Source organism: uncultured Sunxiuqinia sp., from assembly GCF_947495665.1.
GTDB classification, from domain to species: Bacteria; Bacteroidota; Bacteroidia; order Bacteroidales; family Prolixibacteraceae; genus Sunxiuqinia; species Sunxiuqinia rutila.
On the sequence record NZ_CANLZV010000001.1, the window covers coordinates 402,316 to 421,202 of the forward strand.

The 18,887-nt window shown below is 45.1% G+C and carries 11 protein-coding genes; all 11 read left to right on the forward strand.

Annotation, left to right across the window (positions count from 1 at the left end; genetic code table 11):
• Positions 1–34 precede the first annotated feature (34 nt).
• The 11 genes from Q1A18_RS01870 (at position 35) to Q1A18_RS01920 (ending at position 18,841) form a co-directional block, all read left to right on the forward strand.
• Positions 35–1,099, forward strand: a complete 1,065-nt coding sequence (locus Q1A18_RS01870) for a FecR domain-containing protein (RefSeq protein ID WP_299576745.1) — start codon at positions 35–37, stop codon at positions 1,097–1,099.
• Between the two features lie 115 nt (positions 1,100–1,214).
• Entirely contained in the window at positions 1,215–2,030 is an 816-nt protein-coding gene (locus Q1A18_RS01875; protein ID WP_299576747.1) for a carboxypeptidase-like regulatory domain-containing protein, read from the forward strand.
• Positions 2,008–4,707, forward strand: coding sequence for a SusC/RagA family TonB-linked outer membrane protein (locus tag Q1A18_RS01880; protein ID WP_299576749.1), 2,700 nt, complete (start codon positions 2,008–2,010; stop codon positions 4,705–4,707). The genes Q1A18_RS01875 and Q1A18_RS01880 overlap by 23 nt, the downstream gene beginning before the upstream one ends.
• A gap of 12 nt (positions 4,708–4,719) precedes the next feature.
• The gene (locus Q1A18_RS01885) at positions 4,720–6,708 is read left to right on the forward strand and encodes a RagB/SusD family nutrient uptake outer membrane protein (RefSeq protein ID WP_299576751.1); all 1,989 of its coding nucleotides are present in this window, start codon (positions 4,720–4,722) and stop codon (positions 6,706–6,708) included.
• Between the two features lie 164 nt (positions 6,709–6,872).
• Positions 6,873–7,655 carry a glycoside hydrolase family 16 protein gene (locus Q1A18_RS01890; protein WP_299576753.1) on the forward strand — a complete coding sequence of 261 codons (783 nt, stop codon included), beginning with the start codon at positions 6,873–6,875 and terminating at the stop codon, positions 7,653–7,655.
• 98 nt (positions 7,656–7,753) lie between these two features.
• Complete coding sequence (locus tag Q1A18_RS01895; RefSeq protein ID WP_299576755.1) at positions 7,754–10,051, forward strand: family 20 glycosylhydrolase; 2,298 nt, start codon at positions 7,754–7,756, stop codon at positions 10,049–10,051.
• A gap of 115 nt (positions 10,052–10,166) precedes the next feature.
• Positions 10,167–11,033, forward strand: a complete 867-nt coding sequence (locus tag Q1A18_RS01900; RefSeq protein ID WP_299576757.1) for a glycoside hydrolase family 16 protein — start codon at positions 10,167–10,169, stop codon at positions 11,031–11,033.
• Positions 11,034–11,193: 160 nt separating this feature from the next.
• Positions 11,194–12,747: a sulfatase gene (locus Q1A18_RS01905; protein ID WP_299576759.1), complete on the forward strand. Its 1,554-nt coding sequence runs from the start codon at positions 11,194–11,196 to the stop codon at positions 12,745–12,747.
• A gap of 19 nt (positions 12,748–12,766) precedes the next feature.
• Positions 12,767–14,806, forward strand: coding sequence for an alpha-L-fucosidase (locus tag Q1A18_RS01910; protein ID WP_299576761.1), 2,040 nt, complete (start codon positions 12,767–12,769; stop codon positions 14,804–14,806).
• A 19-nt stretch (positions 14,807–14,825) separates the two neighbouring features.
• On the forward strand, positions 14,826–16,469 hold the full coding sequence (locus Q1A18_RS01915; RefSeq protein WP_299576763.1) for an arylsulfatase: 1,644 nt from the start codon (positions 14,826–14,828) through the stop codon (positions 16,467–16,469).
• A gap of 44 nt (positions 16,470–16,513) precedes the next feature.
• Positions 16,514–18,841, forward strand: a complete 2,328-nt coding sequence (locus Q1A18_RS01920; protein ID WP_299576765.1) for a glycoside hydrolase family 20 protein — start codon at positions 16,514–16,516, stop codon at positions 18,839–18,841.
• Positions 18,842–18,887 lie beyond the last annotated feature (46 nt).

Below are 18,887 nucleotides of genomic sequence, written 5' to 3' on the forward strand. Positions count from 1 at the left end.
CCAGGTTTCGACTCTTTATAGGCAAAGGCACACAATGAGACAGTTTAGTGAAAATACATTCGAAAGCCTGGTTGCCGACACACAGTTTATACGATGGGCAAAAGGTGAACAGGTCGCAGATTCTCAGAAATGGGAGGAATGGAAAAAGAACCATTCCGATAAAACCCGGGAATTTGATGAAGCCTGTAAGGCCGTTCGTATGTTTTCCTTTGCTACTCCTGCCATTAGTGATTTGGAAGTCGATTATCTGAAACAGAAAGCTTTTGATCGTTCCAAAAAACAAAGAAATACTTTAGGAACGGTTGTGTGGATGCGTCGCTTGACGCGTGTTGCGGCCGTATTGTTTATTCCCTTGTTACTTTTTACAACCTGGACATTGCTGGATAAAAAGCAACTGGAAACAACGTATTCCAGCTTGGTTGAAAATAGAATGGATGAGGAGATTTCTGTGGTGGCTCCCATTGGTACCCGCACAATTGTTGATTTGCCTGACGGCTCAAAAGTGTGGTTAAATGCCGGTTCGCAACTGACTTATCCTCCAATTTTTGCCAATAACGGGAGGACTGTCCACCTGGAAGGAGAAGCTTTTTTTGAGGTTAGCAAAGATGAAACTCCTTTTAATGTAGAAAACTTTGGGCCAACCATCAAAGTGTACGGTACAGAATTTAACGTAAATGCCTACGAAGAAGAAGAAGTGGTAACAGTCGCCTTGGTAGAAGGCAGTGTTTCTCTGGCTAAAAGTGGTGGCGAATTGTTTTTGGAGCCCGGCGAGGTTTCTTTTTTCGACAAGTCAAGCGAAACCATTCATGTAGAACGAAAGAATCTGGAGCACTTTCTCTGCTGGCGTGAGGGTAAGTTCATCTTCAGGGATGCCTCTTTAAATTCTATTCTTCGGGTTTTACAACGTCAGTACAATGTTGAATTTGAGCTATCCAATCCCCAATTGGGCAGCTATCCTTATAATGCCACTTTTCAAAATGAAAGTTTAGAACAAATCTTTCAACTTCTGGAACTGTCGGCACCCATTCAATTTGATTACACCAAAGGGTATTTGAATAAAGACGGAGCGTATGTGAAAGGAAAGGTGCGAATTAAATAAAAAACGAAAATTAAGTTTGCTTATGGAATAAAAAAGAAATGCAGATAATGCCCCAACATTATCCGCATCCCAATCTATAATTCAATTAATTGTAAGAATTAATCACTACAAAATTATGAAAAAAATTGATTGTTATGGCTTACCCGATAGGGTAGGTCTGAAGAAAGTATTGCGAATTATGAAATTAACAACTTTTTTAATGTTGTTCTGCCTGATGCAATCCTATGCGCTTTCAGGGTACTCCCAGCAAACTCAATTGACTCTTGATGTGAAAAACAGGTCGATTGAAGATGCTTTGTACGAAATTGAACAACAAAGTGAATACGTTTTTCTCTACAATAGAGGTATTGTTGATGTTGAACGTAAAACCAACATGCAAATCAAAAATGCATCGATCGACAAAGTGCTGGAGTTAATGTTTGAAAACAGCAATGTGGGCTATCAAGTTATTGATCGTCAGATTGTGCTTTCTGTTAAAAGCCAGACTGCACAACAGGAGCGTACCATTGCCGGAACCGTTTCAGACCAGGGTGGCGAGCCTCTTCCTGGGGTAACTGTAATGGTGAAAGGAACTTCGGATGGAACGATTACTGACTTTGATGGAAAATACACCTTGAAAAATGTTGCTCCGGGCGCTACCTTGGTTTACTCGTTTGTTGGGATGCGAAGCCAGGAAGTCGTTGTGGGTAATCAGTCCAGCTTTGATGTTGTATTGGAAGAAGAAACAATCGGTATCGAAGAAGTTGTGGCCATTGGTTATGGTTCACAGAAAAAAGTAAACCTGACAGGTTCTGTATCGAATGTGACTTCAGAAGTTCTGGAATCTCGTCCGGTGCAAAACGTAGGGCAGGCACTTCAGGGAATTATTCCCGGCTTAAACTTTCAAACTTCCGGATTGGGGGGGGGAGTTGAACCAAGGTTTAAGTTTTAACATTCGTGGTGCCGGAACCATCGGTTCGGGCTCTAACGCTTCTCCATTGGTATTGATTGATGGTATGGAAGGAGACATGAATGCCATTAACCCTCAGGATATCGAAAATATTTCGGTATTGAAAGATGCTGCTGCCGCTTCCATCTATGGATCGCGTGCTGCATTTGGTGTTATCCTTATTACAACAAAAACTGGGAAAGAAGGAAAAACAACCATTAACTACAACAACAACTTCCGTTTGACGGCTCCTCTGGGATTGCCTGAAATGTTGGATTCGTACACTTTTGCTTTGTACTGGAACGAAGCTGCTGCCAATGATGGTCAAGGAGCTAAATTCTCGGACGAAGTGATTGAGCGTATTTTACAATACCAGGCTGGAGAAATTGATTACGGTACTGTGCCTAATAATAATGGTGACCGCTGGCAATTTTATACTGGTTCAAATGCTAACACTGACTGGTTTAAAGAACATTACCGTAGTGCAGCTTTTGCGCAGGATCATGCGATCAGCATCAATGGAGGAAATGAAGATGTTCGTTACTATGTGTCAGGTAACTTCCTCGATCAGGAAGGTTTAGCGCGTCACTCTAATGACCAGTTTAGCCGCTATACCATTACGGCAAAAATTAACGCCAAGTTGTCGAAACATGTATCGTTCAACTACAACTCCAAGTTGGTTCGCGAAGATTACGAAAGAGCCACTCAGCAATCAGGCCTGTTCTTCCACAACATTGCTCGCCGCTGGCCCACTATACCCGTAAAAGATCCAAACGGACACTATACGGATTCAAGTGGCGAAATTGTTCAGCTTCGCGATGGTGGACGTACGAGTGATCGTTCAGACTGGGTGTATCAGCAAGCTCAGTTGGTAATTAATCCATTGGAAGGTTGGAACATTTATGTAGATGGTAACTACCGCGTAAAATATTCCACTTACCACCAGGATGTGCTTCCTGCTTATGCCTATGATGTAAATGAAAACCCATACCCTGTTGCTGTGCTTTGGAATGCAGCAGGTCACAGCTCTGTGTATGAATATGACCGGGCTGACAACTTCTTTACTTCGAACATTTATTCGGACTACGAGTTCAGAATCAACGAGGATCACTATTTCAAAGTGATGGGAGGTTTTAACTCAGAGCTGATGAAATACCGCACTCTGGCTGCATCACGCACAGGTTTGATTTCACCGTCATTGCCAACGATTAATACAGCCACTGACAACAGTAAAGCTGAGCAAGGTCAATACCAACACTGGGCTACAGCCGGTTTCTTTGGTCGTTTGAACTACAACTACAAAGAGCGTTACTTGGTAGAAGTGAATGCCCGTTACGATGGTACTTCACGTTATTTGGATGACAAGCGCTGGAACGTTTTCCCTTCTGTTTCACTGGGATGGAATATGGCAAAAGAAAACTTCTGGGGATTGGATCATATTTTCCAAACATTCAAGGTTAGAGGTTCTTATGGTGAGTTGGGTAACCAAAACACCTCAAACTGGTACCCGTTCTACTCGCAAATGCCTGTTAGCATCAACAATGGTGGCTGGTTACTGGGTGGTGAAAGACCAAATACTGCAAGTGCTCCTGGCTTGATCAGTTCGTTATTGACTTGGGAGCGTGTGACTAGCTACAACGTTGGTTTGGACTTGTCCATGTTTAACAACCGTTTGTTTGTAAACGCTGACTACTTCAACCGGAAAACTTTTGATATGGTTGGACCGGCTCCTGAACTTCCTGTTATTTTGGGAACCAGCGTTCCTCAGATTAACAACGCCGATATGAAATCGTATGGTTTCGAATTGGAAATGAGCTGGAAAGATAAAATCCGTGACTTTAACTACGGTGTAAGAGCTGTTGTGTCTGATGACCAGCAGGAAATTACCAACTACCCGAACCCAACCAACAATACCAATACTTGGTTCAATGGTCGAAAAATGGGTGAAATTTGGGGATATACTACAATCGGAATTGCTAAAACGCAAGAGGAAATGGATGCGCACTTAGCAAATGTTAGCCAAAGCAGCCTGTCAAGCAAATGGGGAGCTGGTGACATTATGTACGCCGATTTGAACAACGACGGTAAAATTGATGGTGGTTCAGGACTACTGGGAGATACTGGTGACCGTACGGTAATTGGTAACTCAACACCTCGTTACCGCTTCAGTCTTGACCTGACTGGTTCTTGGAAAGGATTTGATTTCAGAGCCTTATTCCAGGGAGTTGGTAAAAGAGATTGGATGCCAGGCGGACCTTATTTCTGGGGTGCCAGCGGTGGTATGTGGCAATCTGCCGGATTTACGACACACATGGACTATTTCCGTGATGAAAACTCGGTGATGGTACAAGCCGGTCATGCTGATGTGAATCTGGATTCATACTTTCCAAAACCTTATTTCAGCACAGGTAAAAACCAACAAACACAAACTCGTTATTTACAAAGTGGCGCTTACCTGCGTTTGAAAAACCTTCAGGTGGGGTATACACTACCTAAAGTGCTAACAAGCCGCGTAGGAATTAACAAAGCCCGTTTTTATATCTCAGGAGACAATCTGTTAACAATTACGAATATGATTGACACATTTGATCCGGAAACAGTTGGATTGAGTGGCTGGAGCGATGGAAAAACTTATCCATTGTCAAAAGTATTCTCTTGTGGTTTAAGTGTTAACTTTTAATGGATTGAAAAAATGAATAGAAAAATAACATATACAATTTATTCGGTCATTTTACTACTTGCAGTATCACTAACTTCCTGCAATGAATTTCTGGACCGGGAGCCATTGTCAAATGTGACTCCAAACGAATACTTGTGGAACGAAGCTGATTTAGCGGCTTATTCGATTGGGCAATACAATTTCCCAACTCACGGTGGATGGGGCGTTGGAACCTTTGCTAACGACAACCACACCGATAACCAGGTAACTTCGGGTTATTCCAACCGTTGGGTTCCGGGCGAATACCGCGTGCCACAATCAGGTGGTGCCTGGAACTTTGGTAGCATTCGTCAGTGCAACTATTTCTTCGAAACAGTTTTACCTCGCTGGGAAGCTGGAGAAATCAGTGGTAACGCGACCAATGTGGATCATTACATCGGTGAAATGTACTTCTTGAGAGCTTATGAGTATTTCAACAAAGTACAGGCCTTTGGTGATTTCCCAATCGTGAAGAAAACACTGAATGACCAAATGGAAGAATTGGTGCTGGCTTCAGAACGTCGTCCACGTAACGAAGTGGCTCACTTCATCATTTCTGATCTGGATTCAGCCATCATGCTGCTGAGCGAGAGTGCTCCTTATGGTAAAAACCGGATTTCGAAAGACGTGGCTAAATTATTCAAGTCGCGGGTAGCTTTACACGAAGCTACTTGGTTAAAGTATCATAAAGGGACTGCTCAGGTTCCTGGAGGACAAGGATGGCCAGGTGATCCTGCTACAGTTTCAGGATTCGATATCGACGTTGAAATCGATTATTTCCTGACTCAGGCGATGGAAGCTGCAGAGGAAGTTGCTGACGCTGTGGCGTTGGTTCCTAATACCAAAGATGATGGTTACGATTCTTCACAAAATCCCTATGCCCAAATGTATACCGATGTGGATATGAATGGCTACAGCGAAGTGTTGTTGTGGCGTGCTTATGATCCAAGCAAAGGAATCAACCACAACGTGAACCACTACTTGAATAAAAACGGTGGAAACACGGGTTATACAAGAGGTTTTGTTGATAATTTCCTGATGGCAAACGGATTGCCAATCTATGATGCCGCTTCTGGATATGCTGGCGATGATTCAACGCAACTGGTAAAAGTTGACCGTGATAACCGTCTGCAATTATTCCTGAAAACTCCTGGCGACTTACGTTTAATCGATAAAACAAATGTTGATGGAACACCTATCGTAGAAGCTTATCCTGACATTATCGGAATTAATGAAGTACGCTATGTTACGGGTTATGCCCTTAAAAAGGGAATGTCTTATATTGATGCACAAACAGAAGGAAGTAACGGATCAACCGGAAGTATTGTATTCCGTGCAACCGAGGCTTACCTGAACTACATCGAAGCATCTTACCTGAAAGAAGGATCGGTTAATGCGAAAGCGGACCAATACTGGCGTGCCATCCGTGAGCGTGCAGGTGTTAATCCTGATTACACGGTTACGGTAAATGCTACTGTGATGAGCGAAGAAGCGAAGAATGACTTTGCAGCTTACTCTGCCGGACAATTGTTGGCCGATAAAACCTTGTACAACATTCGTCGCGAGCGTCGCTGTGAGTTGATGTCTGAAGGTATGCGTTATTTTGACCTTAAGCGTTGGAGAGCATTGGATCAGTTGAAAACTAATCCATACATTGTGGAAGGTTTCAAACTGTGGGGACCGATGCAAAACTGGTTCGTTGATGAGGATGGTGAATCACGTTTGATTGAAGCCGGAACTCCTGATCAAACGCCAAACGTTTCAAGCTCATCAGAAAGTGAGTACTTGCGTCCGTACCGCATCAACCTGAGTAATACCAACCTGGTACGCGACGGTTACCGCTGGACGTCAGCACACTACCTGGATCCGATCGCTATTCAGCACTTTATCATTACTGCTGAAAATACGTCTGACCTGACCACTTCTGTGATTTATCAGAATCCGGGATGGCCACTGGAAGCAAATAGCGGTGCTATTGACTAAATTGGAAATTCCATACATAAAATAATTTAGTGCAACATTGAGGCCACATAAAGAATGATTCATCATGCTTTTGTGGCCTCTTTTTACGATGGTAGAAGAGCAGAAGGAGTGGGGGAATACTAACTCCTCTCGATGCATGTAGAACCAAACAACTATAAAAAAAGATGAATAAAATCGTGTTGTTATTTTGTGTCACTTTGCTGGTTACTGCTTGTTCGCAAAGCGATACAAAGGATTGGAAATTGATCTGGAGCGATGACTTTTCGGTGGATGGAGTTCCGGATGAAACAAAATGGAGTTTTAGCGGACGCCGGTCACCCAACTGGGCATGCTATTGTACAGATCAGCCGCAAAATGCCGAAGTGATTGATGGTGTTCTGCATTTGCGAGGTATCCGGACTGAGAATGATGCGGACACGGTTGAATACCAAACCGGCTGCATTCAAACCAAAGGAAAATTCTCTTTTCAGTACGGTAAGCTTGAGGTGCGTGCCAAGTTGGATCAAGGGCAGGGCTCATGGCCGGCTATTTGGCTAATGCCCGAGAAAAGCGTTTATGGTGGATGGCCTAAAAGTGGCGAAATTGATGTGATGGAGCAGCTCAACTTTGACACTATCTTTTATCAGACCATTCACACCGATTATGTGGACATTCAACAACAAAAAAATAATCCCAAACATCATGCAACTGCTTCGTTAAAAAAAGGAGAGTTTAATATCTTTGGGCTGGAATGGTATCCTGATCGGCTGGACTTCCTGATAAATGGGGTAAAGACGTTTACTTATCCCAAAGTGGAAGGGCTCGGATCAAGTCAATGGCCGTTTGATCAGGAATTCTATCTTATCCTAAACCAAGCTCTGGGCGGAAGCTGGCCCGGCCCCGTCAATCCGGAAGATTTGCCTGTGGAAATGCAGGTAGACTGGGTGAAAGTCTATCAACTCAACTAACCAACTGCTGAAAAAAAAAACGTGAATCTACACCATAGATTGCTGGTATTGAGTTTGAATATAGAAACACCATAATTTAAGAGAGAGAGAGAACAATCATGAAGAAACAATTATTGATTTTATTGATTTTGCTTTGCCCCTTTTTGCTAGTGGCCCGGCAAAATGTATCCATTATTCCGCAGCCCGTATCTTTGGAAGTGCATAGCGGAAGTTTTATCATCGATGAAAATACCTCTATTCAGTTCAATGCCACACAAGATGAATTGAAAGAAGCTGCCGATTTTTTTGCCGCAGCCGTAAGAACAATCTCAGCCTACGATCTGCCTTACCAGCTTAAAAAAGCCAAAACGATTGAGTTGAAATTGGAGGAGATTGAATCCATCGGTAAAGAAGGTTATTTGCTGGATGTGACTCCCCAAAACATTCGCTTGCGTGCCAATGATAAAGCTGGTATTATCTACGGAATGCAGTCGCTGCTGCAGTTGCTGCCCGCTATCCGCACCAATGCGGTACTCGAAATCCCATGCCTTTCGGTTACCGACTATCCGCGCTTCCAATGGCGCGGTATGCACCTCGATGTTAGCCGTCACTTTTTCGGCCCCGAGGTGGTGAAAGAATACATCGACCTGATGGCTTCTTACAAATTGAATACTTTTCACTGGCACTTGGTTGATGATCAGGGATGGCGCATTGAAATTAAAAAGTACCCCAAGCTAACTGATGTTGGTGCCTGGCGCGTGGATCAAAATCACCTGGAGTGGAGCGACCGCCCACAAGCTAAGCCCGGCGAAGAACCGACTTATGGTGGTTATTACACCCAGGAGCAAATCAAAGAAATTATTGACTATGCCGCCGAAAGGAATATCACCATTGTTCCGGAAATTGAAATGCCCGGCCACGTGGCGTCAGCTATTGCATCTTACCCCGAATTGAGCTGTACGCAAAAAACGCAGCTACCACTAACCGGAGGAGATTACTCGAACATGTCTTCCAACTACTGTGCAGGAAACGAAGAGGTTTACCATTTTCTGGAAGATGTTTTATCTGAAGTGATTGATTTATTCCCTTCTACCTACATTCATATCGGAGGTGATGAAGTGAATAAAGGGCCCTGGAAAGAATGCGAGCGCTGTCAGGCGCGCATGAAAGAAGAAAAGCTGAAGGATGAAAATGAGCTGCAAAGCTATTTCATCACCCGCATGGAGAAATTCATCATCAGCAAAGGCCGAAAAATGATTGGTTGGGATGAAATCCTGGAAGGTGGATTGGCACCAGAGGCCACAGTGATGAGTTGGCGTGGGGAAGCCGGTGGAATTGAAGCTGCAAAAATGAAGCATGATGTGGTGATGACTCCGGGTAATCCTTGCTATTTCGACCACTATCAGGCAGGCCCCGAAGGCGAGCCTGTAGCCATTGGCGGCTTCAATACCTTGAAGAAAGTTTATGCCTACGAACCGATTCCCGAAGAATTAACGGCCGAAGAAGCCCACTTCGTGTTGGGAGCACAGGCCAACGTTTGGACAGAATACATTACCACTGCCGAACACCTGGAGTACATGGTATTGCCGCGTATGGTGGCTTTGGCTGAAGTGGTTTGGACCCCGAAAGAAAATAAAGACTGGGATAGCTTCAATGTACGTTTGCAATCCCAGTTCCGGGCCTATGAGCAAAAAGGCTTGCACTACTGCCCCGGAAACTACACGGTGAACATTAAGCCCAAGTCAGAAAATGGAAAACTGAAGGTTGAACTTTCTACTGAAATATTGAATGGCGAAGTGTATTACACCTTGGATGGCAGCGAGCCAACGCTTCAAAGTGAAAAATATAACTCCCCAATCGAGATCAATTCCAGCGTTGTGTTAAAAGCATCAACGGTGCTATACGGAAAGGTGAAAGGCTATAAACCTGCCGAGCAAAATTTCGTGATGCATCAAGCCATCGGACGGGCTGTTGAATATACCAATCCGGTGAGTCCGTATTACCAGGCCGATGGCCCCAATACCCTGACTGACGGGGTACGTGGAACCGAGGCAGTGGGCAAGTTCTGGCATGGATTCAGCGATAAAAGTTTGATTGCAACCATTGATTTGGGCGAAACCAAAACCATTCAGTCAATTGCTTTGGGATGTTTGCAAAAATACCGCGACTGGATTTTCCTTCCCGAATCGGTCACTTTTGAAGTGTCGACAGATGGAAAGTCATTTACTGAAATTGAAAGCTTGAAAAATCCGGTTGACATTAATGCACCAGTGGCACTGCACGACTTCAAAGCCGAATTTGCAGCTCAAAAAGTACGCTATATCAGGGTAACAGCAAAAAACAACGTGTGTCCTCCGGGACATAATGGTGCTGGCAAAACAGCCTGGATCTTTGCCGATGAAATTGTTGTTAACTAAATCGAAAAGAAGACAGGTTCTGCTGGCAGAATACTGAAAACCATAACAGGAGTTGGCAATAATCAGCCTTGAAAAGCAAGCCGGGATTATTGCCAACTTTACGAAATCAAAATTCATGAAAAAAAATGTAAGATTATTTCTGGGACTGGCTTTATTGCTATTCGTCTCACTAGGGTGTAGCAAAGACAGCGAGTCTGCAGTAGTTCCGGAAGAAGAGAATAAGGATGCGGAATTGGAGTGGGAGTTAGTCTTTGAGGATAACTTTGAAGGTACGGCCTACAATGCTCAAAACTGGGCCAGTTACCAAACCCAGCCTTGGGCATCAGCCTGGAATAAATACGTTGTTCCCAATGATGCTTCGCTGGCTGAAGTAAAAGATGGTGCTTTGCACATGCGGGCCCGATGGAATGAGGAGACTGATCTTCCCGAAACCGGTGCCATCCAGTCGAAAGGAAAGTACAGCATGAAAAACGGAAAGCTTGAAGTAAGGGCTAAATTCACGCGCTCGGGCAAAGGAGCCTGGCCGGCTATTTGGCTGATGCCTGAAAATCCTGTCTACAATGGTTGGCCCGATTGTGGCGAGATTGATGTGATGGAGCATTTGAATACCGATGCTTTCGTTTACCAGGTTATTCATCAATCAGAAACTGAAGGAAAAGAGTTGAAACCAGCTCCAAGTGTCACCGCAAAAATCGACTTAAACGACTACAATACTTATGGAATCATTAAGTCGGAGAACTTAATTGAATTTCAGGTGAATGGCGAAACGACCCTGACTTATAAAAAAGATAACCGAAATGGAAATCGTTGGCCGTTTGAAACCGATTTTTATATCATCCTGAATTATGCTTGTGCCGATAAAGGAACTTCCGGCGTGTATTTCTGGCCCGGAAATGTTACCGATACCAGTGGTTTCCCTTACGAAATGGCCATTGACTATGTGAAAGTTTGGGAGGTAAAAGATGATGCCGGCGAAAACTAATTCAATCGGATGAAATCATTTAACAGAGCCATTGGAGCTTATGCCTGATATTTATTAGGTTTGTTGACCAAGGATGACAGTTGCAAATTATAAGAACTGAAAGAACCAATGGCCCTGGCCCGGTGAGAAAATTCAATAACAAAAACTAATATAAAATCCTATGAATCGTAATTTACTACTAGCATGTGGCTTAGCTTCTTTGGCTGCCGGATGTACTTCTTCGGCTCCTAAGGAGGAAAAGCCTGAAAAGCCGAATATTATCTTTATCATGACCGATGATCATTCGTTTCAAACGTTGAGCGCCTATGATAATCGTTTCATTCAAACACCTGGTCTGGATCGGATTGCCAACGAAGGGGTGACTTTCACCAACAGTTTCGTTGCCAACTCCATTTGTGCCCCCAGCCGGGCGGTCATGTTAACCGGAAAACATAGCCATGCCAATGGTCAGCGTGATAACTCGGACACTTTCGACGGGAATCAGCAAACATTTCCTAAGCTATTGCAGCAGGCCGGTTATGAAACGGCTTTGATTGGGAAATGGCACCTGAGAAGTCAGCCTACCGGCTTTGATCACTGGAATATTTTACCCGGACAGGGAAGCTATTACAATCCGGATTTCATTGATGAAAATGGCACTACCCGTTATGATGGTTATGTGACGGACGTGATTACCGACTTTAGCACCGACTGGTTGGATCAACGGGATAAAGACAAACCATTTTGTTTGCTGGTTCATCATAAAGCGGTGCACCGGGTGTGGATGCCACCAACAAAATACCTGAATGAATTCAAAGATCAGAAATTCCCGCTGCCTGCCAATTTTTACGATGATTACGAAGGAAGAACAGCAGCTGCCGGACAAGAAATGAGCATCATCAACGACATGGATGTGGTGTATGATTTAAAAATGCTGGATGAGGAAGGCGATATTAAATCACCCTACCGTTCCTACTACGAAAAAGGGGCTTATTCGCGCATGACCGATGAGCAGCGTGCAGCCTGGGATGCTGTGTACGATCCGATTATTGAAGATTTCAAAGCCCGTAACTTAAGCGGGAAAGAGCTGGCAGAGTGGAAATACAACCGCTACATGCAGGATTACCTGGCTTGTGTGAAGTCTCTGGATGATAATGTAGGTCGTTTGTTGAAATATTTGGATGATAACGGATTGGCAGAAAATACCTTGGTGGTTTATACCTCCGATCAAGGTTTCTACATGGGAGAGCATGGCTGGTTTGACAAGCGTTTCATGTACGAAGAATCCTTCCGTACACCTTTGCTAATGCGTTTCCCAAAAGGGTATGAAGCCAAGATTAAAGTTGATGAGCTGGTACAAAATATCGATTATGCGCCTACCTTCCTTGATCTGGCAGGGGTTGCCATTCCTGAAGATATCCAAGGCGAATCTTTGGTGTCTTTGGTTGACGGCGGGCAAACAGCCGAGTGGCGCGATGGCTTGTACTACCATTACTACGAATATCCGGGAGAGCATGCGGTAAAACGTCACTATGGTATCCGCACAGATCGGTATAAATTGATTCATTTTTACAACGACATTGATGAGTGGGAGTTGTACGATTTGGAAAATGACCCAAGCGAAATGAATAACCTCTACGGAAAAGCAGAATACCAGGAATTGGCTGATAAACTGAAAGTGGAACTTCAGAAATTGCAGGAGCAATACGAGGATCCCATTCTAACTCAGCAATAATATTGATACTCGACTACTCATGAAACTAAGATTAATACTACTAATGGCCCTGCTTGTTAACTGGCAGGCAGGTGCCATTGCTCAAAATAAATTGCCAAAGCCTACTGAACAACAGATGGAATGGCAAAAGTTTGAAACCATTGCTTTCATTCACTTTAGCATAAATACCTTCACCGATATGGAGTGGGGGTATGGTAACGAATCTCCGGAACTGTTTAATCCCAGCGATCTGGATTGCCGCCAGTGGGTGAAAATCTGTAAAGATGCCGGAATGGAAGGAGTCATTTTAACGGCCAAACACCATGATGGTTTTTGTTTGTGGCCTTCGGCATACACCGAGTACAGCGTGAAAAATTCGCCTTGGAAAAACGGGCAAGGTGATGTGGTCCGCGAATTTGCCGATGCTTGTCAGGAGTATGGATTGAAAATGGGGCTCTACCTTTCGCCCTGGGATTGTAACCATCCCGATTATGGAAAGCCCGGATACAACGAATACTTCAAAAATCAGCTGACAGAACTGCTGACCAACTACGGTGATATCTTTGAAATTTGGTTTGATGGGGCCAATGGTGGACGTGGCTATTACGGAACCGACTCACTGCATAACCGGAGCATCAGCAAAGATTATTACGACTGGCAAGGATTTATTGGCTTGGTGCGCGAATTGCAACCCAATTGCATTGTGCATGGTGGTGGTTTGCCCGACATCCGCTGGGTAGGCAATGAAGAGGGACACGCTGCAAAAACACACTGGAGCACCTTGCGTCCGAACGATCAGTTTAGTAAAGACAAGAGCTTTCCGGCTCAGTTGAATGAGGGACACGAAGACGGCTTACGTTGGCTGCCTTCAGAAACCGATGTCTCGGTGCGTCCGGGCTGGTACTACCATGCTGCGGAAGATCATCAGGTGAAGTCGCTGCCTAGTTTGATGGATATTTACTACGAAAGTGTTGGCCGCAATAGCCTGTTGTTACTCAATTTAAGCCCCGATAAGCGTGGATTGATCCATCCGATTGACTCCTTGCGTTTGTTGCAATGGAAGCGTCAACTGGATCTGGATTTTAAAGAAGATCTGGTTAACTCCAAATGTCAGTTTTCTTCAAACAACAAGAAGAAACTGAAAAAGGCGTTTGACAACAATTACGATTCTTACTGGCAGGCTGCCGGAGAGGAGAGTTATTTGGAAATTGATTTCAGAAAATCCCTAACTCTGAATCGCTTGTTGCTGCAGGAGTACATTCCTGAAGGACAGCGGGTGAAAGCTTTCCGTGTTGACTATTTGGAGGATGGAAGCTGGAAAGAACTGGCGCGCGAAACAACTATTGGCTACAAACGGATTTTGCGCTTCCTGCCCATTACCACGCAAAAGCTACGGATAACCTTTGAAGAATCGCTGGCTCCGGCAATGATTACCAAAGTATCGGCGTACAATGCACCCATACTCTTGGCCGAACCTACGATTCGTCGCGATCAGCAGGGGATGGTGAGTATTCACTCTCCCGAGAAATTTGGTGAAGTTTTTTATACCACAGACGGCTCCACACCTTCCCGTCAATCAGAGCCCTATACTGAACCGTTTTTGAATGACGGAAAAGTAACCGTAAAAGCCATTGTTTACAGTGGCGACAATCATGGTGAGGTGGGCGAACAAATGTTTGGCTTATCGAAAAAGCAATGGACTGTTGTTGGTACCGATGCGGCTAAACTGCCTTTGTTTGATGGTAAACCCTATACCAGCTGGGTTAGCGCGAACAATGTGAAGGAAGTGGTGGTTGATTTTGGCGAAGCAATTGCTTTTTCCGGCTTGACTTACTTGCCGGATCAGGCACGTTGGTCACGCGGAATCGCTCTAAACTACCAAATTTCGATCAGCGAGGATGGCGAGAACTGGACCGAATTAGCAAGCGGTGATTTTTCTAATATCCGGAATAATCCGATTACTCAAACTATTGATTTGGGCAAAAAGGTTACCAGCCGATTCTTGAAGTTTGCAACCACAGCTGCTGCCGATGGGCAACGTGTGCTGGGTATTGCCGAGCTGGATGTGATTTCCAAATAACAAAAATACAACATAAGCAATGCTGAAAAAGATTAGCATTTTCTCAGTTGGGGTGATGGCGTTAAGCTGCACCCCAACGCCGGAGAAAAGCACCCCCGAACGCCCCAATGTTTTGCTCATTATGGCAGATGACATGGGTTATTCTGATCTTGGTTTTATGGGCTCAGGTATCCAAACGCCCAACATTGATAAGCTGGCTAGTGATGGTGTCGTGTTTGCTCAGGCCTATAATACAGGTCGTTGCTGTCCAACGCGGGCTTCACTGATGACTGGTTTGTATGCGCACCAAACAGGCATGGGCTGGATGACTGCCTCAAACCTGGGAAGTCCGGGATATACCGGTGACTTAAATAAGCAATGCGTGACAATGGCTCAGGTGCTTAAGCAAGCGGATTACGCTTGTTACATGACTGGGAAATGGCACCTGACCTACGATCCTTTTATGGAAGCAGACGGGCCGAAGCATAACTGGCCGCTTCAGCGCGGATTTGACCGTTTTTACGGACATTTGACTGGCGGTGGAAGCTATTTCACCACCGAAACCATGACTTATGGAAATGATCGGGTAGCACTACCGGATGATTTCTACCTGACTCAGGCAGTGACCGACTCAACGGTGTCTTTTCTAAAACATCATTTCAATACCCAAAAGGAGAAACCCTTTTTCACCTATGTGGCATACTATGCGCCGCATCGCCCCTTGCACGCCTTGCAGGAGGATATTGCCAAATACCGGGGGCAGTTTATAAATGGTTGGGATAAAAACCGGGAGCAACGTTTTGAACGTTTGAAAGCTCTGGGAATTGTGGATGAAAACTGGACACTCACGGAGCGCGATGCGCATGTGCGGGAATGGGAAAGCTTGACAGAAGAGGAAAAGCAGATTTGGGACGCCCGCATGGCAGTATATGCTGCTCAGATAGATCGGATGGACCAGGGAATCGGACAGATCATTCAGACCTTGAAAGAGAATGGCGAACTGGACAATACGCTGATTATATTTTTGAGTGACAACGGTGGTTGTGCCGAATACCAGGGCGGCAAACTGACACTGGATGATCTGCCTCAGCTGGGGAATGAAGAACCGGCGCAGAGTTACCGGACTAACTGGGCTAATGTAAGCAATACGCCTTTCCGCGAATATAAAAGTTTTGTGCATCAGGGTGGCATTTCAACCCCTTTGGTGATGCACTGGCCCGAACAAATCAAAGCCAAAGGTACAGTTACCAAGCAAGTGGCTCATGTGATTGATTTGATGCCAACCCTGGCAGAATTGGCAGGAGCCGATTATCCAAAATCGTTTGAAGGAACAGCTATCCACCCGCTTCCGGGCAAAAGTTTAGTGCCAGCTATGAACGGCGATGTCTTTTCGCGCGAGCCACTTTTCTTTGAGCACGAAGCAAATTGCGCGGTCATTGAGGACAACTGGAAGCTGGTGCGCAAAAGAAACCCACAGCCTCCCTATGAGGGAAACTGGGAATTGTATGATTTGACCGTTGATCCGACAGAGATGCATGACCTGATTGAAGAACAAGCTGAAAAAGCCAATGAGTTGCAACAATTATGGGAGCAATGGGCCAGAGAAAATCAGGTTTATCCGTTGGATGGACGGGGCTGGGGAGTCCGGGTGAAAAGTGACCTGGGACCGCCGGCTATTAATTAAGTAGAACAAGCAAAATAGTTTTTGTTTAAACTAAGAGAAAAGATATGAGATTAATTCACTTGAACCGGATGGCAAAGCTGTGTGGTTTCGCTATTGTTTTGCAGTTTTTTGCCTGCAGTAGTGATAAACCGGCAACGGAAGAAACGGCAATTATACCCGCTCCGGTTTCACTGGAAAAGCAAGAAGGACATTTTCAGTTTTCAGCTAAAACCAGCTGCAGTGTTGAAAATGAAGACCAACAAAAGGTGGCCGGACAATTTTTTGATTTGGTGGAAGCAGCCGCCGGGTTCAAACCGGAAATTGAGCAAAATAATCCGGAAGCCGCTATTGTGTTTGCAACGGATTCAAGCCTGGAAGGCGAAGCTTATCGGTTGGAGGTAAATCCCCGGCAAATTCGGCTTGAAGCCAGCAGCAAGGAAGGCTTCTTTTATGGCACACAAACGCTTCGTTTGTTGCTGCCTGCCACTATTGAGGGCGCAAGTAGCAGCCAGTCGGGATGGACCATTCCGGCGGTCACCATTACCGATACGCCGCGTTTTGGCTATCGCGGGTTGATGCTGGATGTTTCCCGCTATTTCATTCCCAAGGAAACCGTTTTGAAGATGATTGATGGCATGGCCATGTTGAAGATGAATAAGCTGCATTTTCATTTGGTTGATGATAATGGGTGGCGGATTGAAATTAAAAAATACCCCAAGCTGACTGACGTTGGAGCTTGGCGGGTAGCCCGCAACGAGCCTTTTCCAGCGCGTCCCAATGCTAAGCCGGGAGAAGAAGCAACGGTGGGTGGTTTTTATACCCAGGATGATATCCGGGAAATTATTGCTTATGCGCAGGATCGTCAGGTGGAAGTGATTCCGGAAATTGAAATGCCGGCTCATACTAATTCCTCACTGGCAGCTTATCCCGAGTTGGCTTGTTCTGTAGTTGACCAAAATATTCATGTACTGCCGGGTGGAGGTGGAAAGAACACGCAAATTATTTATTGTGCCGGAAAAGAATCGGTTTTTCACTTTCTGGAAGACGTCATTGATGAGGTTGCTGAGTTGTTTCCTTCGCAATACATTCACCTTGGAGGAGATGAAGCAGTCAAAACATATTGGGAAAAGTGCCCCGATTGTCAGGCTCGCATGAAGGCTGAAAAAATTCCGAATGAAGAAGAACTGCAAAGTTACTTCATGAAACGGATGAGCCGTTACGTGCAAAGTAAAGGCAAAGAAGTAATGGGCTGGGATGAGTTGACGAATAGTGAAATTCCGGAAGATGCCATTATTTTTGGCTGGCGTGGGTATGGCTATGCCGCTTTGAAAGCTGCCCGGAAAGGACATCGTTTTGTGATGACCCCTGCCCGGAAACTTTACCTGATTCGTTATCAGGGACCGCAGTGGTTTGAACCATTAACCTATTTTGGTAACAACACCCTGAAAGATGTTTATGACTACGAACCGGTTCAGCCCGATTGGGAGGAAGGTATTGATAGCTTGCTAATGGGCGTTCAGGGTTCGCTGTGGACCGAGTTCTGCAGTACCCCCGAAGATGTTGAATATTTAGTTTTTCCACGTTTGGCTGCGCTGGCTGAAGTGGCTTGGTCGGCGAAAGGAACAAAAGACTGGGCAGGATTTTTGCCCGGCCTGGACAACTACCTGACTCACATGGATCAGAAAGGAATAACTTATGCCAGATCCATGTACAACCTCGATCATTTGGTACAGCCGGTTGACGGAAACTTGCAGGTTGCTTTAAGCTGCATTCGTCCTGATGTGGAGATTCGTTATACCACTGACGGTTCAGTACCAAATGCTACATCCATGCTGTATGCCGACACCATTCAGGTGGAAACGGCTACGATGATTCAGTCGGCTACCTTTTGTGCCGGCGAGCAAATGGGAAAAACCTTGACCTTGGATCTGCTGAAGAATAAAGCAACCGCTTGTCCGGTAATTACTGAAAATGCACGTGCTTATGTGCTGACTAACGGAGTTCGTGGCAGCGATCGGCACAGCGATTTTGAATGGGCTGGCTGGTACAATCAGGATGCCAGCTTTGTGGTTGACCTGCAAGAAAAACAAGCGATTTCAGCTGTTCAGCTGGGTACGGTATCCAACTTTGGAATGGGAGTGCACCGTCCGGCAGTTGTACGCTTGTCGGTTTCGGATGATCAGACAAATTTCCGGCAGGTAGCAGAAATTACCGAGTCGGAAACAAGCATTTTTGAGCGCGGAACCCAAATTAAAGACCTTGACTTTGGAGCGCTGAATGTGAGTGGTCGTTACCTGAAAGTGGAGGCTGAAAACCCGGGTCGCTGTCCTGTTGGGCATACACGGGAAGGGCAAGCGACCTGGATGTATTTTGATGAGTTGATCGTGAACTAAGCGGCTTCATCAAAACCATTGAATTTGTAATTATTAACCAGAGAAT